The organism is Pseudomonas sp. SC3(2021) (assembly GCF_019856535.1).
Classification (GTDB): domain Bacteria; phylum Pseudomonadota; class Gammaproteobacteria; order Pseudomonadales; family Pseudomonadaceae; genus Aquipseudomonas; species Aquipseudomonas monsensis.
This window is the reverse complement of record NZ_CP082236.1, coordinates 2,970,653-2,995,596: the sequence shown is the minus strand read 5'-3', so window position 1 is coordinate 2,995,596 and position 24,944 is coordinate 2,970,653. Positions and strand designations below refer to the sequence as shown.

The following is a 24,944-nucleotide window of genomic DNA, read 5'->3' as shown; positions in this document are numbered from 1 at the left end:
GAACTCCCTGGGTTCAAGTCCTGAGCACAGCTTGAATTCGCAGATTCAGAAACCTGAATTCGACTCGATCCTTCAGGTCGGCGCACCTTGAACAACCCACTCGGTCAGTCCCCTCTCCCACCGGGAGTGGCTAGGGTGAGGGCCGCGGTTAGCGGTGTGGAATCAACAATTGGCGAACACCATCGCTCCGCTCCACCACCTCCCCCGGCAGCTTCAAGCGCTGATCATCCAGATAGCGGTAATCCTTGCGCGCAATCTCCAGTTGCGCGACATCCAGTTCAACGCTGAACGTCCCGGCTTCGCGCCCCGCTTCGAACAGCATTGTCCCCAGTGGATCGACCAACGCGCTGCCGCCGGCAAACATCAAACCGTCATCGCCGGCCTCGACCCGGTTGACCATCAGCGCGAACGCCTGATTCTCCTGGGCGCGCGCCATGATGGCGGTGCGGTGGGTCGGGGCATACGGGTCCATGTTGCCGTTGGTCACGATCAGCAACTCGGCGCCGAGTTGCGCCAGCGCACGGGCAGACTCGGGGAACTCGATGTCGTAGCAGATCAGCAGGCCGACACGTACGCCATTCCACTCGCACGTGGCATAACGATCGCCCGCCTCGAACACGCCGCGATCGGAGGCCCACAGGTGGGTCTTGCGGTATTTCAGGGCGATGCCTTCGGGGGTGAGCAGCAACGTGGTGTTGTAGAAGTGCCCGTTGTCGTGCTCGGCCATGCCGATCACCACCGCGACATTGCGTTCGCGGGCGGCGGCCAGCACGGCGCTGATGGTCGGGCCGTCCACCGGCTCGGCGATTTGCGCCACGGTGTCGGCGCTCGGGAAGCCCATCAGGTGGGTTTCCGGGAAGACGATCAGTTGCGTATCGGCGGCGCACGCGGCGATCGCCGCGAGGGCACGTTCGAGGTTGTATGCCGTGTCGTTGTCACGGCCCGCCAGTTGGGCGAGTTCGACTTTCATCGCGAGTCCTTGTAGTCGTGGCCGGGCGCGGAAAGATTGCCCGGTGGCTGTCGGTGGGCCAGTATGCGCAGCAAGCGACCGGCCAGGGAATCACGCGGCCGGGGTAACCCGATAGGGGTAGTCCATGTCCGTTTCGTTTGATGACATCACCTGGCACCGCGCCGTCGGGCAATTGATCGACGCACTCGACAAGCCGAACTTCTGGGCGCAACTGGTGCGTCTGCTCGACCAGTACGTGGCGTTCGATAGCTGGGTCGCGCTGCTGTTCAGCGCCGACCGGCACCCGCAGGTCTTCGCCGAATGCCCCGGCGAAGACGGCAGTCCCGATCAGTTGTTTCAGGATTACCTGCGCGGTCTGTACCGGCTCGACCCGTTCTACATCGCCTGTCGCGAACAATCGCGCAACGGGCTGTATCGCCTGTCCGAGGTGGCGCCGGAGCATTTCGAACTGACCGAGTATTACCAGCGATACTTTCGTCTGAATGTGGTCGCCGACGAAATCCAGTTCAATTGCCAGCTCGAAGGCGAACGCACGCTGTGCCTGTCACTGGGCAGTGAAAAACGTTTCACTGGCGAGCAGATCGCTTTGCTGTCATTGATCCAGCCGTGGGTACTGGGCCTGTTGCGTCAGCGCCTGCCTTACGAAATCAACGAAACCGTGGCCCTCGCTGTAACACCTGCACCGGTCGACTGGCGGGTGCAACTGGAGGCCTCGGTGCAACAACTCAAGGGCGCGCAACTGACTGCCCGGGAACTGGACGTGGGGCGTTTGATGCTCAGCGGTTGCTCCAGTAAAGAAATCGCCCGTAAGCTGGAAATCTCTGTAGAAACCGTGAAAGTCCATAAGAAACACATGTACAGCAAGCTGGGGATCAAATCCCAGTCGGAGCTGTTTTCGATTTTTCTCCAGGCGCAGAACGCCTGAAACAGCGCGATTTACGCTTTTTTGTGAGAGCGAGCTTGCTCGCGAAGGGGCCATCACATCCAACATTCATGTTGGCTGATCCACCGTATTCGCGAGCAAGCTCGCTCCCACAAGGAACTGCGGCGCTGATTATTCCGAGTCCGAACCAGGGAAACCGTATGAGCCTGTCACTCCTGAGCCGCTACGCCTTCTTTGCCGGCTGCGTGATCTTCACCCTCGCCAGCCTGCCTTTTCTCGACCACGACTGGCTGTGGCCGATCACCGCCGTCACCGGCGTGCTGAGCCTGCTCGGTCTGTTCGATCTGCTGCAGAGCCCCCATGCAGTCCGCCGCAACTACCCGATCCTGGGCAACATCCGCTATCTGGTCGAAGGCATCCGCCCGGAAATCCGCCAGTACCTGCTGGAGTCCGACAGCGACGCCCTGCCCTTCTCCCGCGCACAACGTTCGCTGGTGTACTCGCGAGCGAAAAACGAAACCGCCGACAAACCGTTCGGCACGCTGATTGATGTCTATCAATCGGGTTTCGAATTCATCGGCCATTCGATGCGCCCGGCGCCGTTGAGCGACCCGAGCAGTTTCCGCGTCACCGTCGGCGGCCCGCAGTGCACGCAGCCGTATTCGGCCTCGGTGTTCAACATCTCGGCGATGAGCTTCGGCTCGCTCAGCGCCAACGCCATCCGGGCGTTGAATCAGGGCGCGAAACTCGGCAACTTCGCCCACGACACCGGCGAAGGCAGCATCAGCCCCTATCACCGTGAACACGGCGGCGACCTGACCTGGGAACTGGGCAGCGGCTACTTCGGTTGCCGCACCAGCGACGGCCGCTTCGACCCGGAACGCTTCGCCGCCCAGGCGCAAAACCCGCAAGTGCGGATGATCGAAATCAAGATGAGCCAGGGCGCCAAACCGGGCCACGGCGGGATCCTGCCCAAACACAAGGTCACCCAGGAAATCGCTGACACCCGCGGCATCCAGATGGGCGAAGACTGCATCTCGCCGTCACGCCACAGCGCGTTTTCCACACCCATCGAGCTGATGCAGTTCATCCAGCAATTGCGTGAACTGTCCGGCGGCAAACCGGTGGGCTTCAAGTTCTGCCTCGGTCATCCATGGGAGTTCATGGGCATCGCCAAGGCCATGCTGGAAACCGGCATCCTGCCGGACTTCATCGTCGTCGATGGCAAGGAAGGCGGCACCGGCGCCGCGCCAGTGGAGTTCACCGACCACATCGGCGTGCCGATGCGCGAAGGCCTGCTGTTTGTGCACAACACCCTTGTGGGCCTGAACCTGCGCGACAAGATCAAACTCGGCGCCAGCGGCAAGATCGTCAGCGCCTTCGACATCGCCAGCGTGCTGGCCATCGGCGCCGACTGGGCCAACTCCGCGCGCGGCTTCATGTTCGCCATCGGCTGCATCCAGTCGCAAAGCTGCCACACCAACAAATGCCCGACCGGCGTGGCGACTCAGGACGCCTTGCGCCAACGCGCACTGGTGGTGCCGGACAAGGCCCAGCGCGTCTACAACTTCCACCGCAATACGCTCAAGGCGCTGGCGGAAATGCTTGCCGCTGCCGGTCTTGAGCATCCGTCGCAACTGTCGGCCAAGCACCTGGTGCGACGCATGTCAGCGACTGAAATCAAACTGTTTTCGCAATTGCATGTGTTCCTCAAACCCGGCGAGTTGCTCACCGGGGAAGTGAACGGCGAGTTCTATTCGCGGATGTGGCAGATGGCGCGGGCGGACAGTTTTGAACCGCAGGAAGTGGCGGCGGCCTGAACCATGCAGGGCCAGTCCCGCAAGACTGGCCTTCATTCTTGAATATACAGGCGGGCTTCGATCGCACCGCCGTCAATCGTCCCCTGTCTTTTCCATCGCGGAGAAATGCGGGAGATATCCTCGACATTCAGCCTTTCGGTAATCCACCAGACCCTCTTGGCAGTGAGATGAAGGAGCGCTTCGTCATCCCGCACATACAATTGAAGCGGTTGAGGCATAAGTGCCCATACGCCGTAATTCGGGTATCCCCAGCTTTTCCCGGCGAACCTTCCGGTATACATCCTTGGGACGCTACCTGCTTTCAGGTAGTAATCCAGCGGCAAATACCAAAGCATGTCACCGACCACAATCTCGTCGCCCGGCCGGCTTTGCGCTTGCAGACCAGCGGCCAGAACATCGGTATGAGGCGCAAGAGGATCTATGCGCGTCATGGCCACCAAAACCTGTATCTCATGAATGACAAGCGCGAACAGTACGACAATGACCAGCTTTCGATTGCGCTGCCACCCGGCCTCAAGCGCGACAGCGACGATCAACGGCATGCCCAGGGCCGCGAAGTAAAAATATCTGAAAACCAGCGTCGACTTGAACACAGACAGCGACATCAGCGCGGTCAGCGGAACGAAAAAATACGCCACCAGCAAGCCGCCATAACGAGCATTGCTGCGATCCCTCAAGACAACCACCACGGCACAGGCTACCACCACCATGGCCGGCCACAGTTGCCACTCTGTCAGGTTGTCCGCCGATGTTGCACCGAACGATAACTGCGAAATCAACTCCATCGCCGATTCCAGGCTCATCACCGGTATCCATCCGAAATCGGGTTTCATGGCAACTTGCTCAAGCAAAACGGGCACCCATGGCAGGAAAAGCGCCACAACGGCACCATTGGCTGTGAGCCAGCCCTGCAACGAAATACCCGTGGCCTTGCGAGCCCATGCCTGTGACCAGAACACCCAATGTGTCAAGACACACAATGCCGCGAAGTAGTGCGTGTACATCGCCATGGACATCAGCAGCACATACAGCAACGGATAACGTTTGTGTTGCGGCATCTGGCTCCAGCAGACCAGGGCGACCGTGGCAGCCATCAACCACAGGGCAAGCAGCGGGTACATTCGGACGTCCTGGCTTACCTGCACGCTGCTCGGTAGCAGTGCCAGCAACAATGCGGCAATGCGGGTCGCTGCCGACGTCGCGACCAGGCTCAAGAGTTTCAGGGCAAGCACCATGGCACCGATATCGGCCAATACCCCCAACGACCTGACAGCCCCCGCGCTGTCACCGAACCAATGAATCCAGTAATGCAGGATCAGGTAGTAGAGCGGTGGGTGATTATCCTTGCCCGCAAGGGCCAGAATCTGCGCGGGTGCTTGGCGCGCAACCCGGATACCGAACGCCTCGTCGTACCAGATCGGATTCAAATCGATCGAGTAGAACCGAACGCTCAACGCCAGTACCAGGCACGTCAACAGCACAAGACGATGGATGTGCTTTGTACCTTCCCAGCCTTTGAAGGCAGGCAGCTGTTCGAACGCGCTCATGACTGATGCCTGCGAAACAGCACTAACCTGAAAAAACAGTACCCCAACAACAAATTGACCGACGTGAACACCGCCACCGTCAGCAATCCCGGCAGATCGCGCGTATCCGCAAGCATGCCAATCGCAAAACTGAGCACGCCCATCACAACGATAAACAACAGGTAAGCGAACACCGACGTTCGTCTGTCCAGGGTGTACAGCATGTTCACGTAAAACGAGAACGCCGCTGCCACGCAGAACGCGGCAAAGTTGCTGGCGGCCTGCGACAAACCGGCGGCGCTGCACAGGACGAAGAAAATCTGCCAATGGATCAATCCATCGGCGATGCCGATCACCATCAATGCAGAGAATCCTTTCATTCCGTGCTCCTTGCCCTTGACTCGCTTGCCGAGGTTTCAAGCTAGGGCAGGACGGGGTGACCGGTCTACTGTCAGAAATTACAGGTGGCGGCACTATCCCGACGAACGGGCATTCCTTCCTCTACAAAACAGTGGCCATGAACACCGGGCGGCGTGCATGAAAAACGGATTGATGGCGCCAGCCTGCAAAAACCCCGGCCATTGGACCGGGGTTTCGGGCATTTCAGGTGGCAGGTTTACGACACCGAACGTACCGCGCCCTGCGGCTCACCGGTCGGCTGCAACTTGAACACGTAGAACAACACTGTCAGCAGCATCAGGAACGCTGGCCCCACATACAGCGCCACGCGCGTATCCGGGAAGTACGCCATCAGGCCGACCACCAGCACCAGGAAAGCCAGGGCGAAGTACGAGCTGACCGGATATAGCCACATCTTGTATTTCAGGCCGGCGCGCTCGCTGGCGCTCAGGCCTTTGCGGAATTTCAGTTGCGCCAGCAGGATCATCACCCAGGTCCAGATCGCACCGAAGGTGGCGATCGAGGTCACCCAGACAAAGACTTTTTCCGGCACCAGGTAGTTGAGCAGCACGCCCAACAGCAACGCGCCGATCGACAGCAGCAACGCACGGCGCGGCACACCGTTGTTCGACGTCTTGGCGAAACCGGCCGGGGCCTGACCGTTTTGCGCCAGGCTGTAGAGCATGCGCCCGGTGCTGAAGATGCCGCCGTTGCACGACGACAGCGCGGCGGTGATCACCACGAAGTTGATGATGCCGGCAGCGGTTTTGATGCCCAGGCGTTCGAAGGTCATCACGAAGGGGCTGCCCTGGGTGCCGATTTCGTTCCACGGGTAGATCGACAGGATCACGAACAGCGCGCCGACGTAGAACAGCAGAATGCGCCAGAACACCGAGCCGATTGCGTTCGGGATGGTCTTCTGCGGGTTGCGCGCTTCACCGGCAGTCAGGCCGATCATCTCGACACCGAGGTAGGCGAACATGACCATCTGCAGGGACATCAGCACCCCGGTCACGCCGTTGGGCATGAAGCCACCGTGGGCCCACAGGTTGGAAATCCCCAGCGCCACGCCGTCGTTACCAAAACCGAAGGCAATGATGCCGACGCCACCGATCACCATAGCGATGATGGTGACAATTTTGATCAGGGCGAACCAGAACTCGAATTCACCGAAGGCCTTGACCGCGATCAGGTTGATCAAGCCCATGCTGAGCAGTGCCGCGAGGGCCCAGATCCAGCGCGGCACATCGGGGAACCAGATGCCCATGTACACGGCGACGGCAGTGATTTCCGCAACGCAGGTCACCAGCCACAGGAACCAGTAGTTCCAGCCGGTCAGAAAACCTGCCAGTGGACCGAGATAGTCCTGGGCGTAGCGGCTGAACGAACCGGCCACCGGGTTGTGCACGGCCATTTCGCCGAGGGCGCGCATGATCACCAGGATCGCCAGACCGCCGAGAATGTAGGACAGCATGATTGCCGGGCCGGCCATTTCAATGGCCTTGGCCGAACCCAGGAACAGACCGACGCCGATACAGGCACCGAGCGCCATCAGGCGAATATGCCGTTCGCCGAGTTCGCGTTTGAGCGGACCGCCCTGAGCGGTTTCGCCGTGAGGCAGGTGATTGCCAACTGGCATAGGGGTGCAACCTCGTCTTGTTATTGGATATGACCACCGAGTGTCGAAGCGTCGGCCGATAGGCCCTGGCTTGTATGAAACCGCGCCTGCCTCGTGGGCAAACGCGTCTTGTAGGACAAAACCTGCAAGATCAGCGGGGCGTGCAGTATAAAAAGCCTTGGGCAGGTGTTTTCACTCTATAAACCACAACATTTAGCGACAACTCTCGGCAAAAGCCCGGTTTGCGGAGAGGCATTCCCTGCTCGACGCCGGAAAATCCGTCACTAAAAATGGCGCCGAGTATTGCACAGCAATGGTGCAGCGTCATGCCCCTGCCTTACCGCATTTGATCTACCGAGCTCTCTAGCTCAATGGTCCTGAAGCCTCCCCCGTGTGGCGAGGGGATTTATCCCCGTTCGGCTGCGCAGCAGTCGTAAAAGCCGAACACGCGGTTGTGCAGGTGAATATCAGTGCTGGATTTGGGGCCGCTTCGCGGCCCAGCGGGGATAAATCCCCTCGCCACAGATCCCCGCTTCAGTTGAGACAAATCCTTCATCTCATATGAACTCTTCAGCCGCTGAGACTTCACCCGATTCAGAAATTTCACGCAGCCATTGCAGCCACCAATCGAGCCTTCAGGCACTAGCCTTGGGAAATCCGATGAACGAATGCAAGGATGCCAGCGTGCCAGTCAAACCCCAATCCCACCGCCTGCGCCAAGGTCGATGCTCAGAAAACGGTCGCGCCTACCTCATCACCTCGGTTGTGCACAAACGCCAACCCGTATTTTCAGACTGGCAGACAGGCCGATTATTGGTTGCAGAACTGCGTCGGGCGCATGAACAAAGGGTCGTGGAGTCCATCGCCTGGGTTGTGATGCCTGACCATTTCCATTGGTTGATGCAACTGCAACACGGCTCACTTGGCGAAGTCGTTGGCAGTGTCAAGGCGCGCTGCACTCAAGCCGTCAATCAAAAGACGGGACGACGTGGGCCATTGTGGCAAACCGGCTACCATGACCGCGCCATTCGTGACGGCGAGGACTTGAAGCCATTCGCCCGCTATATCATTGCCAACCCCCTGCGTGCCGGGCTGGTAGAGAGGATGGGCGACTATCCGCTCTGGGATGCCTGCTGGATCTGAACGGAACAGTTCCTGCTGCACTGCGACTCATTGTGGCGAGGGGATTTATTCCCGTTCGGCTGCGCAGCAGTCGTAATCCCTGAACACGCGGTTGTGCAGGTGAATATCAGTGCATGGATTTGGGGCCGCTTCGCGGCCCAACGGGGATAAATCCCCTCGCCACAGATCTCCGCTTCAGTTGAGACAAATCCTTCATCTCATATGAACTCTTCAGCCGCTGAGACTTCACCCGATTCAGAAATTTCACGCAGCCATTGCAGCCACCAATCGAGCCTTCAGGCACTAGCCTTGGGAAATCCGATGAACGAATGCAAGGATGCCGACGTGCCAGTCAAACCCCAATTTCCATTGGTTGATGCAGCTGCAACACGGCTCACTTGGCGAAGTCGTTGGCAGTGTCAAGGCGCGCTGCACTCAAGCCGTCAATCAAAAGACGGGACGACGTGGGCCATTGTGGCAAACCGGCTACTATGACCGCGCCATTCGTGACGGCGAGGACTTGAAGCCCTTCGCCCGCTATATCATTGCCAACCCCCTGCGTGCCGGGCTGGTCGAGAAGATGGGCGACTATCCGCTCTGGGATGCCTGCTGGATCTGAACGGAACAGTTCCTGCTGCACTGCGACTCATTGTGGCGAGGGGATTTATCCCCGTTCGGCTGCGCAGCAGTCGTAATCCATGAACACACGGTTGTGCAGGTGAATATCAGTGCATGGATTTGGGGCCGCTTCGCGGCCCAGCGGGGATAAATCCCCTCGCCACACACCATCAGACTGATTCCCATCGCATCATTCGCTTCAGTTTTGTTCAGACCATTCCCCTCCCCACAGCCCCCACAATTTATTCACCAGCGCCAACCACCGTCTAAGCTTCAGACAAGTCCGATCAATCTGCGTGAATGGATCAATCGACTATGGGCGCTTTGTGGCAAACCGATTCGAGTAAAGCCGTGGTTCCGACTGAAAGTGTGGATGAAGCGCCTGTCCCTGGAAAACCACGCCGCAACCGGCATGGCTGGAAGGCTTTCTGGTTGTTGCTGGTGATTATCGCGATAGTCGTGGGCCTGGCTGCATCCAAAGAGATGCGCACCTCGCGGTTCCAGGCCCGGGAGCTCAGCCAGTATGCCGCCGGGCTGACCTACACCCTGGAGCCGGGGCCCAGCGAAGCCATTCGTTATCCGGGCAACGGTCCGTTCGACCTGCGTCTGGGCTACAGCGCCCTCGATGAATTCCTGCCGCGCCTGCTCAAGCGCAACTACGTCATCACCGAGCAGGCACGCTTTTCTCCGGCGCTGCTCAGCTATACCGACAAAGGCCTGTTCGTGCCCTATTCCGAAAAGATCCAGGCCGGGCTGTCGATTACCGATTGCCGGGCCGCGCCGCTGTACAGGTACAACTATCCGCAACAACTTTATGCAAGCTTCGAGTCCATCCCGCCGGTGGTGGTCAACAGCCTGCTGTTCATCGAAAACCGCTTTCTGCTCGACCCCAAACAGCCACTGGCGAACCCGGCGGTGGACTGGCCGCGCTTCGGCATGGCGGCGTGGTCGCAGGTGGCGAAGTTGCTGCACTTGCCCGGGCAATCGGCGGGCGGCAGTACCCTGGCCACGCAACTGGAGAAGTACCGTCACTCGCCCGACGGCTTGACGGTGTCCGGTGCGGAAAAGATCCGCCAGATGATTTCCGCCAGCGTGCGCGCCTATCAATCCGGCCCTGAAACCCTTGCAGCCCGTCAGAACATCGTGCGCGATTACCTCAACAGCGTGCCGTTGTCGGCGGTGCCCGGGCACGGTGAAGTGCATGGCATGGCCGAAGGCCTGCGAGTCTGGTACGGCAGTGATTTCAACCAGGCCAACGAACAGTTGAACAGCCCGGCCACCGATCCGAAAACCATGGCCGACAAAGGCCTGGCCCTGCGCGAGATGCTGTCGCTGATGATCGCCCAGCGCCGCCCGTCGCGTTACCTGAACAAGGGTCGCGAAGAGCTGGCCGACCTCACCGACAGCCACTTGCGCCTGCTTAAGCAGAACGGCGTGATCGACAGTGCCCTGGCCGATGCCGCGCTTGCCAGCAAGGTCAGCTATCGCGACTGGCAGACCCAGCCGACGATCCAGCCCATCGAAACCAACAAAGGCATCAGCGTCGCTCGCAGCCGTCTGGCGAGCATGCTCAATCGTCCGCTGTACGACCTCGACCGCCTCGACCTGTCGGCCACCAGCACCTTGCAGGGCGATCTGCAAACCCAGGCCACCGCCTACCTGAAGAAGCTCGCCGACCCGACTTACGCCGGCGAAATCGGTCTGCTCGGTGAGCGCCTGCTGACACCGACCAGCACCACTCAGGTGCGCTACAGCTTCACCCTGTTCGAACTGACCCCCGACGGCTCGCGCGTGCGTGTGCAAACCGACAGCACCGATCAGCCCTTCGACATCAACGAAGGCAGCAAACTCGAACTGGGCTCGACGGCAAAAATGCGCGTGCTCACCACTTACCTGCAAATCATCGCCGAACTGCACGACAAGTACGGCGCCATGAGCGTGCCGGAACTGAAGAAAGTCGACGTCCCCGACCAGGATCGCCTGAGCCAGTGGGTTATCGAGTACCTGATCCAGAACAAGGACCACGACCTGTCGAAGATGCTCGGCGCAGCCCTTGATCGCAAATACTCGGCCAGCCCCGGCGAGGCGTTTTTCACTGGCGGCGGCCTGCATGTGTTCCACAACTTTCGCAAGGAAGACAATGGCCGCATGCCGACCCTGCGCGATGCCCTGCGCGAATCGATCAACCTGCCGTTCATTCGCCTGATGCGCGATGTGGTGCGCTATGTCACTTATTCGGGGCCCAACAGCAGTGCCGAATTGCTCAAGGATGATCGTGACCCGCGCCGGCAGGAATACCTGGCGAATTTCGCCGATCGCGAAGGCACGGCGTTCCTGCTCAAGTTCTGGAAAAAATACAAAAACAAAGACACTCAGGCGCGTCTCGACACCTTCCTCGACAGCATGCGCCCGACGCCGATCCGCATGGCCGCCGTGCATCGCTACCTGCTGCCCGATGCCAGCCAGGAAGATTTCAACACGTTCGTGCGCTCACACCTCAAAGGCGCCAAGCTCACTGAAAAACTCACTGACGATCGCCTGATCCGCCTCTACGATGCCTACGGTCCCGGCAGTTTCGATTTGCCCGATCAAGGCTTCATCGCCAAGGTCCATCCACTGGACCTGTGGATGATGGGCTACCTGTTGAAGCACCCGGATGCGACCTTCAGCGAGATCGTCAAGGCCAGTCATTTCGAACGCCAGGAAGTCTACAGCTGGCTGTTCAAGAGCAAGCACAAGGGTGCCCGCGACAGCCGTATTCGCACCATGCTCGAGATCGAAGCGTTCCTTGAGATTCATCAGCGCTGGCAGAAGGTCGGCTACCCGTTCGATCATCTGGTGCCGTCGCTGGCCACCGCCATCGGCAGCTCAGGTGACCGCCCGGCGGCACTGGCCGAGTTGATCGGCACCATCCTCAATGACGGCGTGCGCATGCCGACCCTGCGCATCGACAGCCTGCATTTCGCCGCCGGCACGCCCTACGAAACACAACTGGTCAATGACCCGCATGTGGGCAAGCGGGTGATGCCATCCGAGGTCGCCAACGCCATGCGCGAGGCGCTGTCGCAAGTGGTGGACGCCGGTACGGCAAAACGTGTTTCCGGCAGTTTCAAACTGCCTGATGGCAGCCCACTGGCCATGGGTGGCAAAACGGGTACCGGTGACAACCGCATCGAAGCCATTGGTTCGGGCGGACGCATCCTCAGTTCGAAGTCGATCAACCGTACGGCGACGTTCGTTTTCTACATCGGCGAGCACCATTTCGGCACCCTCACCGCGTTCGTTCCGGGGCGCTCGGCGGAGAACTTCAAGTTCACCTCGGCCCTGCCAGTGCAGGTGCTCAAGGGCATGGCGCCGATTCTGACGCCGTATCTGCAACCAGGCAGCGACTCACAATGCAAACCGACGCAGACTGCCAGCGTGGCGATGCTCGAGGCGCCGCACCCTACGGCGAGGTAACAAATCATGTCGGCCTTTTCTGCATCAGGGTGACGAATTTTCGTTCCGGCGGGTGGTATCTATGTATTTTTCAGATTCGAATTTTTGTCGGGTTGGTGACCCGCAACGCGGTTTGCCTCCCGATCTTTGAACTTTTGTTTTGCCCTGCCCTGAGTAGGCTGATCACTCCTCAACAATCAAGGATGATTGGCCATGTCTCTCTCTGCCCTGCCTGCGGAAAACGCGGACAAAGGACGGCACTACGAATTCATCAAGTCCGCCGTCAACAACACCTTCAAAATCGCCACCGCCAACCGGGTTCTCGCGCTGGCAGCCACGCCGCTGAAAGTTGAATCCTGGTACACCGATGCGCCTTCGGCGTATCTGAGCAAACTCGATGCGGCCAACCTCAAGGCCTGGGATTCACAGAATCAGGTTGACCACCTGCTGGCGAAAACCGATCTCTATGCCTTTGCCGAGCCTCTGCTCAAGGCCAGAATCAAGGAGCGGCACGGCATCGAGCCGGACGTCAAAAACACCTTTCTGCGCCTGTACCTGCCCAAGGAACAGCCGTGGTACGCCATTGATACTTCCGGCGGCATTGTGACCCACACCGTCTCACTGCTGGATGCCGCCCTGCACAACTTTGCCAGCAGTGAAACGGTCGGTCATGGCTCTGACTACATCAGCCGGCCCGATGAACGTGGTCTGTTCGATATCGTGCCGATCAAAAGCGCCATGCCCATCAGCCAGTTTCAGACGCTGTGCCGCGATCTGGATATCGGTGCACAGTTCAAAAAACACCTGGAAAGCTACCTGCTGCCCGGCGAACCGCTGGCCGAGAGCGTGCTGCAGTACAAGGTGAACGAGAGTCAGAAGGACGCCCTCGCCGTCGCCGCGCATGTGGCGCTGATCAAGGAAGATATCCAGTACGACGCCTACAAAATGCTCTTGAGCCTGGCCGGCGACAAACCGCAACTGCTGCTCAATGGCCGCTCGATGCAGTGCTCTGACCTGTCGCTGCTCGGCACCCGGCTGACCGGGGTCCTGGTGCTGACACACACAGTATCGGACAGCCGCGGGATTCGACGCCTGATCGTCTACATTCCCCACGACCCGGATCACCCGCTCAAGGAGTACAGCTCTCTGAAAGCCTTCCGCGATGAATTGGTGCGCCAGTTTCGCGAGGACCGATACAGCGAGTCGACCCAACTGACCTACCGCCAGTTCTTCAGTCAGTTCGTCGACCACCAGCAGCGCGGGCTCTTCCTTGCCGAGCTTGAGCAACGCCTGTTCATTGTCAGGTATCACCCGCGTCAGGATCCGACCGACCAGCGGCCGGCGTGGCGCAAGGACCCGCGGGACAACCCCAACCTGCAGTTCGGCAGGGTGAAATTGCAGGGCGATTACTGGCGCCACGCCTACCAGCAAAAGCTCAACAAAATCCTCAACGACGGCCGGGAAATCGCCGTCTCCACCGCCGACACCGACAGCAACGCACGCTGGGCCTGGTGGGACAACTTCAAGAAAATCGTGTCCGACATCTTCAATGTTGCGCTGATGATCGCTACCCCGTTCGTCCCCGGGCTGGGTGAATTGATGATGGCCTACACGGCCTATCAGCTCACCACCGAAGTCGTCGAAGGCCTGGTGGATCTGGCCGAAGGCCTCTGGCAGGAAGTGGCCGAGCATGTGATCGGCGTGGTGACCGACCTGATTCAACTGGCGGCATTCAGCGCCGGGGCGCAGATCGGTGAGGTCTTCAAGATCAAACTGTCGCCGCTGGTAGAAGGCATGAAACCGGTGCGGTTGCCTGACGGCAAACCGGCGCTGTGGCATCCGGACCTGGCGCCTTATGAACAGAAAAGACTCAACCTGCCGGCCACTGCGCAACCCGACAACCATGGCCTGCATCAACAAGGCAGCGACAGCCTCCTGCCGCTGGAGGGCAAGCTCTACCGCATCGAAAAAGCCTCGCCGCACCCGGAGTCGCGCACCCACCGGATCAAACATCCCGATCGCGTCAACGCCTATCGACCGACCCTGGAACATAACGAACACGGCGCATGGCTGCACGAAGCCGAGCATCCGAGCGAATGGTCGGACATCCGTCTGATGCAGCGCATGGGTTATAAGGTCGAGCGTTTTTCGCCTGCGCAACTGGAACAGATCCGCATCAGCAGTGGCACCGAACACCAGGAACTGCGCCGGATGCACAGCGACCACAGCCCGCCGCCGCCCCTGTTGGCCGATGCGATCAATCGCTTCACCGCGTATGACAACACGCAGATCGCCATCGAGCGTATTCGCACCGGCCAGCCCATTGATCCGCAATCCGCCTGGTTTGAAACCATCGCCACCGCGATACCCGGCTGGCCGCCGGAGCGGGCCATTCAAGTCGAACATGATCCGCTGCAATGGAACGGCCCCACGCACAAGTACGGCAACCCCGGTGCAACCGACGCCGATACCCTGACCATCAGCCACCACGACCTCGTTGCCGGCCGGTTGCCCGAACGCCTCGTGACCTTTCTCGATGACACCGAAATGCATAAACTCCTCGGTCGTGACGTGCCCGCCGCCGAGCGTCCCCAGGCATTGCGCAACGTGCTGGCCGATGCCGTCCGGCAGCGTCAGGGCGAAGTGTCCGAGTACCTGTATCGCTTCGGTGAACGCTCCAAGAAAGTCGACGTCCGCGTGCTGCGACGGCGCTTTCCTGATTTGCCGCTGCCGCTGGCCGAAAAGCTCCTGAGCCAGGCCAGGGCCACCGACCTGCGGCGTATTGCCGACGAATCGCATCTACCCCTGGGCCTCAAGGCACGAGCCCGGGAACTGGATTTCGAAGCCGCCACCGCCCGCGCCTACGACGGCTTTTACCACGACGAAAAGATGCTGCCGGACACCGAGCGGCTGGCGTTGAATACCCTCAGATTTTACAGCGACACGTTTTCCGAGCTGCGCATCGAAGTGCGCGACGGCACCCGTGACGGACCGTTGCGCTGCAGTGCCGGGCCACAGGATGCCGTCATGGTGCGACAACTGATCAGGCATCAGTTCGGTCAGTACGAAGTGCTGGACGGTAACGGCCGCTCCCTGCATGACCCGGGTGATTTTTTTCGCGCCCTGCTCAACGCCCTGCCCGATCAACAACGCACGGCACTGGGCTACACCCGTAATCAAGGCCGGTTGTTGAAAGACTGGATCATGGAAAAATCCGCCCCCCCCGCCGAACGGCGCACCTTGCTTGCGCAGCCACCGATTCGTCCGGTGGTGCCCCTGGAAACCCAGATCCTGCTGCGTGGCTGGCCGCGCTTCTGGAGAGAAAGTACCCCTGAAGAGCGGCTCCAGAAGCTGTACCCGAAAATGAATGAGCGAGAGCTGAAAGCCTTTCTCAGTGCCTTGCAAAACAAAGGTGATCCCGGCGCAGCCATCACACGACTGGAAAGCGACCTTGAGCATTTGCGCAAGACCCTGCAAAGCTGGCGAGACAGCTATCCACCCGAGCTGGACAACTCCGGAGAACCCATCCCAGGCGTATCAACGGACTACTTGCGCAACGGCGGGAAGAAAATCGAGGACGCGTTGATGGACTGCTTCAAGCGCGAAGGCAAGATTTTCGGTGAGCGCAGCAGCCACCCTGACCAGGGCTACACACTGGACCTGTCCTCTGATTTTCCCGGTCCGAATCTGGATCGCCACTGGCAGAAACTGCGCCAGCGTCCCGGAATCGACCTGCACCTTGCCCGGATCCGTGCGTTGAAACTCGACAACGCGCGTTTTTCCGCCGGTGCCGACGGCTTGCTGGACAGCTTCCCGCACCTGCACCAACTCAGCGCCCGCCAGTGCGCACTGACAGACATGCCACCCGCCATCGGCCGGATGCGAGAACTGCGCGACCTGGATCTGGCCGACAACAATATTGCCTCTCCCGAGAGCATCAGCGAACTGACCCGACTGGAAACCCTCAATCTGAACGGCAATCCCTTGCGTCGTGCGCCCGATGTCGGGCAGATGAATCGGTTGCACGAATTGAGTCTGGCCAACACTCGGCTCGAAGACTGGCCCGAGGGGTTGTTCAAGGTCGGTGCGCAGGACAAACCCCGCCCACGGCGATTCCTGCTGGACATGCGCGACACCCCGATCAGGCATCTGCCCGAAGTCACCCCGGGATCCGTGCAGGCCTTCATTCTCAGCCGGGCACGCTTCGATCGGTCCAGATTGGCCGCCGATGACGTCGCCCGACTGGAAGGCTACCGCCAATCCACGGGTTTCGCGCGCCAGCAAGTTTTCGAGCCGGCCGCCGCTGACGAGCTCCGCTATTGGCAACAATTTCCCGACGATCGCCAGGCTTTCGGCCCGTCGCAAGCATTCCAGAAGTACCGCGAGGAGTCTTGGCATGACCTGAGGGCGGAACCCGAATCTGAAGGTTTTTTCAGTGTCATCCGCCATCAACGCCTGAGCAAGGATTACCGCGACGAGCGCTCCCGGCGCCGTCTGACCAAGCGGGTCTGGGACATGATCGAAGCCGCAGCACTTGATACGCCACTGCGCGAAAAGTTGTTCAAACAGATTGTGTCACCGGACGATTGCGGGGATCTCGGTGCCCAGCTGTTCAACTCCCTGGGCATGAAAGTGCTGGTGTCCAAAGCCTACGAAGAGTCGCACACGCCAGAGGAGCTGGACACCCGCCTGGTGCGCCTGGCCCGCAGTGCTGCCCGGCTGCAGCACGTCAGCGAGGCCGCCAGAGAAGAAGTCAGACTACAGACGCAGCAGAATCTGACTAACCCGAACTATCTCGCGCCGGACGAAGTGGAAGTTCATCTGGCGTACGAGACCGGACTGGCCCAGCGCCTTGATTTGCCCTGGCAATCCGACGGCATGCTGTATCAGCCTCGCTCGGGGGTGAATCAGCAGAAAATCAATGCCGCCCATGACACGATCATCAAGCGTGAGGAAGGCGACGGGCTGGTCAACGCCATGATCGAACTGGACAGCGATCCGTTCTGGGAGCGCCGTTTGCGCACGACCCATCCGGATCGCTATACCGCCAGCGACCAACTGGCAGTGGACAAGCTGTCATGGCTCGATGAGCTACGTGATGCGCAAGCGCAATGGGCGAAAGAAACCGATGTGGCGCGACTGAACCCACTGGCGAAAAGGATGACGACACTGGCGAATGATCTGGGGCTCGACCAGAAGGGCATCTTCAGTGGCGAAGCCATGAGTCAGGCAAGTTACGATGCCTGTTTGAGCGACATCGCCTACTCCCGCAACGACCTGTCCCGCCAGTTGACCCGCGAAGCCCTGGCCCGGGCCGGCCTCTGAACCACACCGTGAACCGGCCCGCTACAGGGGCCGGTGACCTTCAACCCACCTCGGAATCCCAGATGACCGTGACATTGCCCGAGTACTGTCGGGCGGTGCCGGGCTGGATCATTTCGTCCACCGCGTCCCGTGCGACCTCGAAATGCAACGTACCGACCTTGCGATCCAAATACACACCGGGCTGGAAGATATCGGAGCCGCTGACATCACGCAGCAGACGATGGCGATTGACCGGTTGGCCTGAGCTGTCGGTCAGGCCGTTGGGCAACGAAACACTGACCTCCAGCGGCGCTGCGTGCCCTGCCGTCGGCTCCCATAACGCGCAGTTAGTGCCCATGACGTACTGACATCGCAGGTTCATCCTGAAGCGACTGGACGCCGAGATATGGAACGTCTGGTCGCGAAACAGCCGCGTCGGCTTGCGCCCCTGACTCAGCCAGGTTTGCCAGCCGCCTGCGGGTTCCAGCACCACATGTTGACCTCCGGGGGGAAGGTCGACTTTCAAGGTATGCTCGACGGTCAGGGTGAAGTTCAGGCTGATCAGGCTGTCATCAGGCAACATGACATCGCCCATGTCGAAATCCCCGTGCGGCCCGACGCTATAGTTCAGCGTTCCGCGATAGACGCCGGAGGTCATTTTCAGCGGGTTGGGCGTCATCAACTGATACGAGAATCCGGTGTCCACATACGCAAAATCATAGTCCTCGTCGATCGTCACTTTCGCCTGTTTGGCGCACGTACCCGCGTCCGCCGGCACTCGCCAGAAAAAGGCGTAATAGTAGGGATTGCCATAGCCGACGCCACCGTATTGGCAGGGCGCGGGTGCATACACCCAGCCCGTATCCCAGACGCCCTCCGGCAAAGGCTTGCTGATGCTATAAGCCGCACCAATACCATTGACACGCATTCTGACCGTTTCGCTTTCCCCCGTCTCTTCATGGATCACCGTGATGTCGCGCCATGACGATGGCACCCTGAACATCGGCCCCTTGCGTTCGTCATGCAGGGCTGCAATGGGCCCCGTCGACTTGAAGCGAATGGGCAATCCGACACTGAAGACGCCGTTTTCGCAATAGGAAGGATGGTCTCCGCAATAGCCTCCCGGTGGCGTGGTGTTCACGAACTCATTGCGCGCGGGGTTGGAAGGGTCCGGGCGGAAATTCGCCGTGATGTCCAGAGTGACCGCATTCGCCTGGGTCGCGAGCAAACTCGTCAACGCAAGCGCACACGTGGCCTTGATCATCGTATTCATCGTATTCATCTTGGGCCCCCTCATGCGCCCGGCGTCCTGGCGTTGAACAGCAACAGCACATTGCCGCTGTAATCCCCTGGGCGATAGCCGCCCGGCGGCTGGACCGGTTCGATTTCCAGCGGCACGCGCTTGCCCGTTGCCGCTTCTTCCTGCGAGACCACCTGGCGCGGCGTCATGTCTGCGCTGAGTTCTACGCCATTGAAACTGACCCGCAGCGCGATATCCTCGCCCGCCCGGCCATTGGACAAGTAGGCCGAGCTTTCCAGGCGCGCTTCGATGGCGCTGGTGTCGTGCCGCACATCGAAGTTTTTGTGCAAGCCGCCCAAGCTCGACTTGGCGTGATTCCATTCAAGCCGCTGAGGCCGGTGAATCCAGTCCGACTCTGCCGGAATGATGTAAAACGGCCGGCTGGGGACAATCAGGGACACCTCGAAGGTGTGCTCCTCACGGGCCGCCCAGACGGCGTCGGCGGTCAGACCGGCCATGGCCATCAGCGCGACGGCGGTGCATTGCTTGATCATGTTGGTTACCCGTTGCGTCAATGGAAAGCAGGCCTAGCGGCTGACGACCTTCAGGGCTTTTTTATCGGCGCCCTCGATCAGGAAGAAACGGTATTCACGGCCTTTTTCCTTATCGAAGGCGAAAGCCTTGCCGGCCAGCACGTGATGTTTGGTGGTCGCCCCGCACTCGGTTTCGTTGCTCAGCGAACAGCTCTTGAATTCGTCAATGATCACCACCGTGTTGCCGTCATTACGCAGTTCATAGCGGCTGGCGGTCTCATTGACGGACGTGGCAAAACGCGCGTCCTTGGGGCGCACGAAAAACACCGTGCCGAAGCCGGTCATCACGTTGACGCCGGCGGTGAGGGTCTTTTTATACGCATCACGTTCCTCGCCGCTGACGGCGAATTCATCTTCCTTCTCCGGCACCACCGGCACGAACCGCACACGGAAGTAGCGCTCGCGGTCACGCTCGCCCATGTACAACAAACGCGTACCCTGCATGCCCTGAGCCGGCACGATCAACCGCGCAGGACTGGCCATCAAGCCATTGCGCGAGGCGCCGTCGGCGGCGTTTTCCACGGCGACTTCCTGCGGTGTGCCGTCAGCGCCATAGATGATTTCCAGCACATTGACCTTGACGAATGCCGTGGCATCACCGCTGTTGAAGACCCGCTTCAGGTAGGTGCTCTGGCCGGCTTCCAGGTAGTCGTAAACGGTGCCGACGTTAATCTGCGGACCGGCCTGCGCCGGCAGGCAAAACACGCTGAGCAGGCCCAGCAAAAACAAGCGATTCATTATTTTCAGCTCCATGAAAGACAAAGGGTCACCGCGGACATTCAAACTTCCGAGTCCCAAATGATGGTGATACTGCCGCTGAGCGTGTCGCTCATGCCGGGGCGCAGGAGAAAGTCGATGGCGTCCTTGGGCATCTCGAAGCGCAGTGAGCCGGCCTTGCGCTCCAGATAGAGGTCGGGCTGGAAAGGCCCGGCCCAGGTGTCGAATCGCAAACGGTGCAGTTTCACCTCGCCGCCGCCCGGCCCGGTGATGCCCGGCGGCAGACTGAGAAAGGTTTCAACCTCGGTGGTATTGCCCTGCGGACTGTTCAGCCGGCAGCGTGTGCCGCCAAGCGAGTTGCACAGCATCATGACTTTGAAACGCGAGGACGCTGACAGGTAGAACAGCTGATCACGATAAATCCTCGCGGGTTTGCGCCCGCTGTCGATCCAGCGTTGCCAGCCGCCTTCGGGCTCGAGCAGCACTTTGTTGCCACCCGGCGGCAGATCGACCTTGAGGGTGTGCTGCACATCCAGCACGAAGTCCAGGGTCAGGCTGCCATCGTCCGGAGTGAACAGTGGCCCGAAACTGAAATCACCGGTCGGGCCAATGCTGTACGACATCGAACCGGTATAGAGCCCCGAAGACATGCCCAACGGATTGGGGGTACGCAGTTCGTACGCAAAATCGACGGTATCGAAATACATCGACGGGATGGTGTACGCCGCGACCTTGGTGCACGTCGCTTCCACCGGGGCCTTCCAGAAAAACCCATAGCTTTGCGGCGTATAAGTACCCACGCCGCTGTAAAGGCAGGGCGCCGGTGCGTAAACCCAACTGTTGCTGGTCCACAATTTCCGATGGCCTTCGAGAGCGTTCTCGACCCCCACCAGGTTCGCGGCAGTGTCACTGAGGGTGAATCTGGAACCAATGCCGATGATCCGCACTTCCACCGTTTCGAATTCCTGGGTTTCTGCATTGATCACTGTCAGTGGCCGCCAGTTGGCCGGAACCTGCAACGCGATGCCCACGCCTGGCAGCAGCGCTCGCGTGGAGTCCAGCCGGATCGGCAACCGGATACTGAACATATTGTTCGACGCGCACTCCCCCGGGAGGGTGGCACAGTAGCCGCTGTTGGGCGTCTGGTTGACGAACACGTTCTTGTTCGGTTGCGCCCGGTCCGGAGTAAACAACGCCCGGATCTCCTGATTGGCCGCCTCTGCCGCCGACACGCCCAGAACCAGCCAGAGCCCCAGACCGCCTATGGTCTTTTTCATTGCTCAACCCGCCTTCTGATCGGTGAAGCCGACATCGGCCAGCGTGTCCGGTGTGCAGCGCAGATCCCCGATCATCAACACATTGTTTTCCTGGCGATGGCTGTCGGCGTCCAGGCGGAACTGACACAGCAACTGATTGTCTTGGCGCACTTCCAGCGTCGGCGAGCCGGCATTCATCTCCATCGAGAAAAACCCGTCGACCTCGGTCACGCCACGGCTGGCATGGTTGATCACGTGGTGGCCCTTGAGCGGCCGCCCTTGCCCATCGACCAGCCGACCGAGCACGGTCAGGGTTTTCATCACGCGGATCTTGCGGTACTCCACGCCACCCTTGTTCAGGTGATAACGCGTGCGCGCCGGAGCAATGGTGGCCGCCGGGGCATGGGTGCCCTCGAAGTCGAAACTCACCGAACTGTTCTGGTACGCCGTGATCGGGATGAAATTGCGCCCCGGCTTCAATGCCGCACTGCCGCCGCTGAAGTCGTCGGCACGCAGCACAATGTCGTCGACATCGGATTCGACATCGACAATCATCCCGGCGCCGCGCATTTCGGTCTGGCTGGTCATCAGCATTTTCTGGCCGCCGATGACCAGCGTGCTGTCGACGTTGAGACCGCCCGTGAAGTCGCCGTTGTAGGACGAACGCTGAATGAAGCCGTCGCCATTGACCGCGTCGGTACGGAAGTTCGCCAGGCTGGACATGCCGACGCCATAGGTGTCGGTGAGTGCCGTGAGCGAGACGTTCTGCAACACGTGATCCTTGAAGTCCTTGCGCCAGCCGATCGAGCCGTTGTTGTCGCGGCTGCCGTCGCGGGCCGTACGCGAGCCGATGCTGCCGGTGATCTGCTGCCCGGGCGCGCCCAGCGCCATGTTCACGCTCAGGTCGACCCCGCGGTTGCGCGCATCGCCACTGCTGTAACTGCCCGGCCGGTCGAACAGCGACAGGCGCCAACTGGCGTCGCTGCCAAATAATGTGGTGCGCTGGGTCCAGCCCAGATCCGCACCGAGGCCCTCGACGTTGCCTTCACTGTGCGACACCCGGGCGTTGATCGAGTTTTTGCTGCTGACCCGGTGATTGATCGCCAGCGACGAATTGCTGGTCTGGCCGATAAACACATTCCGCGGTCGCACGCGGGTGCCGTCCGGCAGCGTGTCGTAGGTGTTGGTGGTGTCGAGCCAGCTGCGGCTGTGGCTCAACACCACACTGCCCGCTCCATAGCTGTAAAGGCTTTGCAGATCCAGACCGGTGCCGTAGTCCTCGGTCTTGTAAACGTTGGCGTACAGGCTGAGATGATTGGCCAGTGTCCAGTCGATGGACGTACCGTACTGCAGCTTTTCGCGGATCTGGCGCGCCGACAGCCCGAGAATCACCCGCGGATGCATCAGGTAGTTGACCGATGCGCCGGCCGTGGGGCTGCCACTGGACTGCGAATCCCAATTGCTCAGCAGTTTGCTTTCCTCGCCGGCAAACACGTTGTAGCGCCAGCGCTCGTCGAGGTTGCGCCAGTTGCTGGGCTTGTACACCAGCTCCTGGGTAGTGGACGTGATCTGGCCGTCTTCGATCAATCGCACTTCCACTTCATAAATGCCACCGGGCAGCGGCCGGGTGTCGAGGGTCTGCAAGCCGGCCGGCACCGATTGGGTGTTGATCAGCAGGCCGTCGCGCCAGATCTCTACCGAGCCTTGGCGGTTGGCCGTGACGTAGATCGGATAGACACTGGGCAAGGGACTGTTGATCGCCAGGCTGTCGGAGCTGCCGTACATGACGCCGACTGCAGTGTCGGGACTGGTGCCAAACGTACGCGGCTGGCGGCTCAGCCCTTCGGAATTGGGGGTGAAATAGCCCAGACGGAAAAAACTGCCTTGCAGTTCGCGCTGGGTGTGCAGTTCATGGATAGAGTGATACAGCTTGTCGTCCGGCCCGCCGAGGCGCGCCAGTTGCAGGTTCAATGTCTGGCTCCAGTTACCCAGACTGCCGCTGGCCTCCAGGCCGAAACGCCCGCCCAGGTTCTGATCCTGGCCGCCGTTGAGGTTCAGTTGATTGCGTACCATCAAGCCGTGGCTACCCTCCTCGGGCAGCTCGTGATAGCGCTTGGCTTCAAGGTCGCGCTCCGCGTTTTCGGTGAGGATGGAAACCAGAGAGTTTTCCAGGTTGTAGTGCACCGCCAGCACTTGATCCGGGCAAGAGCCGGAACAGTTGCCCAACGGCACGCCGGGCTTGAGATAGGCCGCCCATTTTTCCCGCTCGGCAGGGCCGTAGCGGTTTTCACTGGTGTCGGTGAATTCCAGCAGCGTGATGCGATCATCGCGCGACAACACCACCATGGCCTCGCCCAGCGGCTGATGATCGAGTTCGACCCGAACAGCCAGAGGCACATCAAAGAAATGCTCCTCGAAATCCGCCGGCAAGCCTTTGGCTTGGGCCAACAGACTTCGCGGCGTGGTGCCGGCGGAATCGGAAGCCACGGCTGCGCTGGCGCAAAACAGCAGCGCAAGCGCAGCCGCGATGGGTGTCATCGGGAACATGAACTCTTACTCTGATTACGAATGGGGAAAGTCCACCGGGGCAGGCAGCGCTGTCCCGGTGGTTGACGCTGGCAGAATGTCAACGTCTGTTACTGATCACTCGATCAAGGCGTAATGATCGGAGTGACGGCATCAAAGGTCACCGCAACAACACCGGTGTAATCACCCGGTTGAAAGGTGGTACCCACGGCACTGATCTTGATAGGCGCACGGAAGTTATCGTTGGACTCTGTCTCGCCAACCACTTCTTGAGGTGTAGTGGTGAGGGTTTTATTGTTGATGGCAACTTGCAGGTCGATGCTGTTAGCACCGGAAATCAGCTTCGGTGCAGTATCGACACTGGCGTGAACCGAACCGTTGTTGTTGCGCACATCGAAGAAACCGTTGATTTCACCCATCCGCCCGGTGGTCGGCTGGTAACTCATGTCCTGATCCTTGTTGACCAGATCAGGGTCGGTCGGCACGACATAGAAGCCGTTGGTCGGCACATGAGCGACGATATTGATCGAGTGAGCGGCCTCACCGGCGGCGAATGCTCCCGAAGAACCCAGCGCCAGAAGAGCCAGAGGAGCAGCGATTGCGATTTTCTTGAACATCGTTCGTACCTTGTTTTCTTGATGGAAAGGAGTGGATTGAAAGTTCAGGAAGACCACCAGGGGAGTTGGGTCAGGTCAACCTGAACTTTCAATGCCGGAACATCATCGACTGTTGCCTCTGGAAAGTAAGCAAGTAACTTCCGATAACCACGTAGTTCAACAACCTCATGACCCGCAAGAAAAAAGAACAAAAAAACGACATTCAAAACAACGACTGTAAGTTATGCCCTACATACAGATTAAGTTAAAAAACCATACAGCACTTTTGCCCTTGCATGACAGGGTCTTAGTTAAAAA

15 protein-coding genes and 1 pseudogene are annotated in these 24,944 nt (G+C 59.9%); 6 read left to right on the top strand and 10 right to left on the bottom strand.

Translation table 11 applies throughout. The features are described from left to right. Positions 1-148: 148 nt before the first annotated feature. Complete coding sequence (locus K5Y35_RS13365) at positions 149-970, bottom strand: carbon-nitrogen hydrolase family protein (protein WP_222834376.1); 822 nt, start codon at positions 968-970, stop codon at positions 149-151. A 124-nt stretch (positions 971-1,094) separates the two neighbouring features. On the opposite strand from K5Y35_RS13365, the gene K5Y35_RS13360 reads away from it, so the two are divergent. Together K5Y35_RS13360 and K5Y35_RS13355 are read left to right on the top strand one after the other, a co-directional pair. Further along, a complete protein-coding gene (locus tag K5Y35_RS13360) occupies positions 1,095-1,895 on the top strand; it encodes a helix-turn-helix transcriptional regulator (protein ID WP_222834375.1) in 801 nt (266 codons plus the stop codon). A gap of 158 nt (positions 1,896-2,053) precedes the next feature. Beyond that, positions 2,054-3,673 carry an FMN-binding glutamate synthase family protein gene (locus K5Y35_RS13355; RefSeq protein WP_222834374.1) on the top strand — a complete coding sequence of 540 codons (1,620 nt, stop codon included), beginning with the start codon at positions 2,054-2,056 and terminating at the stop codon, positions 3,671-3,673. Between the two features lie 32 nt (positions 3,674-3,705). Here the strand turns inward: K5Y35_RS13355 and K5Y35_RS13350 are convergent, their stop codons facing one another. The 3 genes from K5Y35_RS13350 to K5Y35_RS13340 form a co-directional block, all read right to left on the bottom strand. Beyond that, on the bottom strand, positions 3,706-5,220 hold the full coding sequence (locus tag K5Y35_RS13350) for a glycosyltransferase family 39 protein (protein ID WP_222834373.1): 1,515 nt from the start codon (positions 5,218-5,220) through the stop codon (positions 3,706-3,708). Continuing rightward, positions 5,217-5,579 (bottom strand): polysaccharide synthesis protein GtrA, encoded by a 363-nt coding sequence (locus K5Y35_RS13345; RefSeq protein WP_222834372.1) that lies wholly within the window; start codon positions 5,577-5,579, stop codon positions 5,217-5,219. Before K5Y35_RS13345 ends, K5Y35_RS13350 begins: the two co-directional genes overlap by 4 nt. A gap of 236 nt (positions 5,580-5,815) precedes the next feature. Further along, positions 5,816-7,237, bottom strand: coding sequence for an amino acid permease (locus tag K5Y35_RS13340; RefSeq protein WP_222834371.1), 1,422 nt, complete (start codon positions 7,235-7,237; stop codon positions 5,816-5,818). 663 nt (positions 7,238-7,900) lie between these two features. On the opposite strand from K5Y35_RS13340, the gene K5Y35_RS13335 reads away from it, so the two are divergent. The 4 genes and pseudogenes from K5Y35_RS13335 to K5Y35_RS13320 all read left to right on the top strand — a co-directional run bounded on the left by K5Y35_RS13335 (position 7,901) and on the right by K5Y35_RS13320 (position 17,719). Continuing rightward, positions 7,901-8,359: an REP-associated tyrosine transposase gene (locus K5Y35_RS13335; RefSeq protein WP_222834457.1), complete on the top strand. Its 459-nt coding sequence runs from the start codon at positions 7,901-7,903 to the stop codon at positions 8,357-8,359. A gap of 340 nt (positions 8,360-8,699) precedes the next feature. Then, a pseudogene (locus K5Y35_RS13330) lies at positions 8,700-8,957 on the top strand (REP-associated tyrosine transposase); the annotation flags it as partial. A 314-nt stretch (positions 8,958-9,271) separates the two neighbouring features. After that, positions 9,272-12,415, top strand: a complete 3,144-nt coding sequence (locus K5Y35_RS13325; protein WP_222834369.1) for a biosynthetic peptidoglycan transglycosylase — start codon at positions 9,272-9,274, stop codon at positions 12,413-12,415. Between the two features lie 192 nt (positions 12,416-12,607). Further along, on the top strand, positions 12,608-17,719 hold the full coding sequence (locus K5Y35_RS13320; protein WP_222834368.1) for a dermonecrotic toxin domain-containing protein: 5,112 nt from the start codon (positions 12,608-12,610) through the stop codon (positions 17,717-17,719). A 40-nt stretch (positions 17,720-17,759) separates the two neighbouring features. Here the strand turns inward: K5Y35_RS13320 and K5Y35_RS13315 are convergent, their stop codons facing one another. From K5Y35_RS13315 to K5Y35_RS13290, 6 genes are all read right to left on the bottom strand, one after another. Further along, the gene (locus tag K5Y35_RS13315) at positions 17,760-18,980 is read right to left on the bottom strand and encodes a hypothetical protein (protein WP_222834367.1); all 1,221 of its coding nucleotides are present in this window, start codon (positions 18,978-18,980) and stop codon (positions 17,760-17,762) included. 11 nt (positions 18,981-18,991) lie between these two features. Next, a complete protein-coding gene (locus K5Y35_RS13310) occupies positions 18,992-19,492 on the bottom strand; it encodes a CS1 type fimbrial major subunit (RefSeq protein ID WP_128615645.1) in 501 nt (166 codons plus the stop codon). A 33-nt stretch (positions 19,493-19,525) separates the two neighbouring features. Then, positions 19,526-20,269: a molecular chaperone gene (locus K5Y35_RS13305; protein ID WP_123466121.1), complete on the bottom strand. Its 744-nt coding sequence runs from the start codon at positions 20,267-20,269 to the stop codon at positions 19,526-19,528. 41 nt (positions 20,270-20,310) lie between these two features. Beyond that, entirely contained in the window at positions 20,311-21,525 is a 1,215-nt protein-coding gene (locus tag K5Y35_RS13300; RefSeq protein WP_222834366.1) for a hypothetical protein, read from the bottom strand. 3 nt (positions 21,526-21,528) lie between these two features. After that, positions 21,529-24,051 carry a CS1-pili formation C-terminal domain-containing protein gene (locus tag K5Y35_RS13295; RefSeq protein WP_222834365.1) on the bottom strand — a complete coding sequence of 841 codons (2,523 nt, stop codon included), beginning with the start codon at positions 24,049-24,051 and terminating at the stop codon, positions 21,529-21,531. Positions 24,052-24,155: 104 nt separating this feature from the next. After that, complete coding sequence (locus tag K5Y35_RS13290) at positions 24,156-24,647, bottom strand: CS1 type fimbrial major subunit (RefSeq protein WP_123466115.1); 492 nt, start codon at positions 24,645-24,647, stop codon at positions 24,156-24,158. Positions 24,648-24,944: the final 297 nt, after the last annotated feature.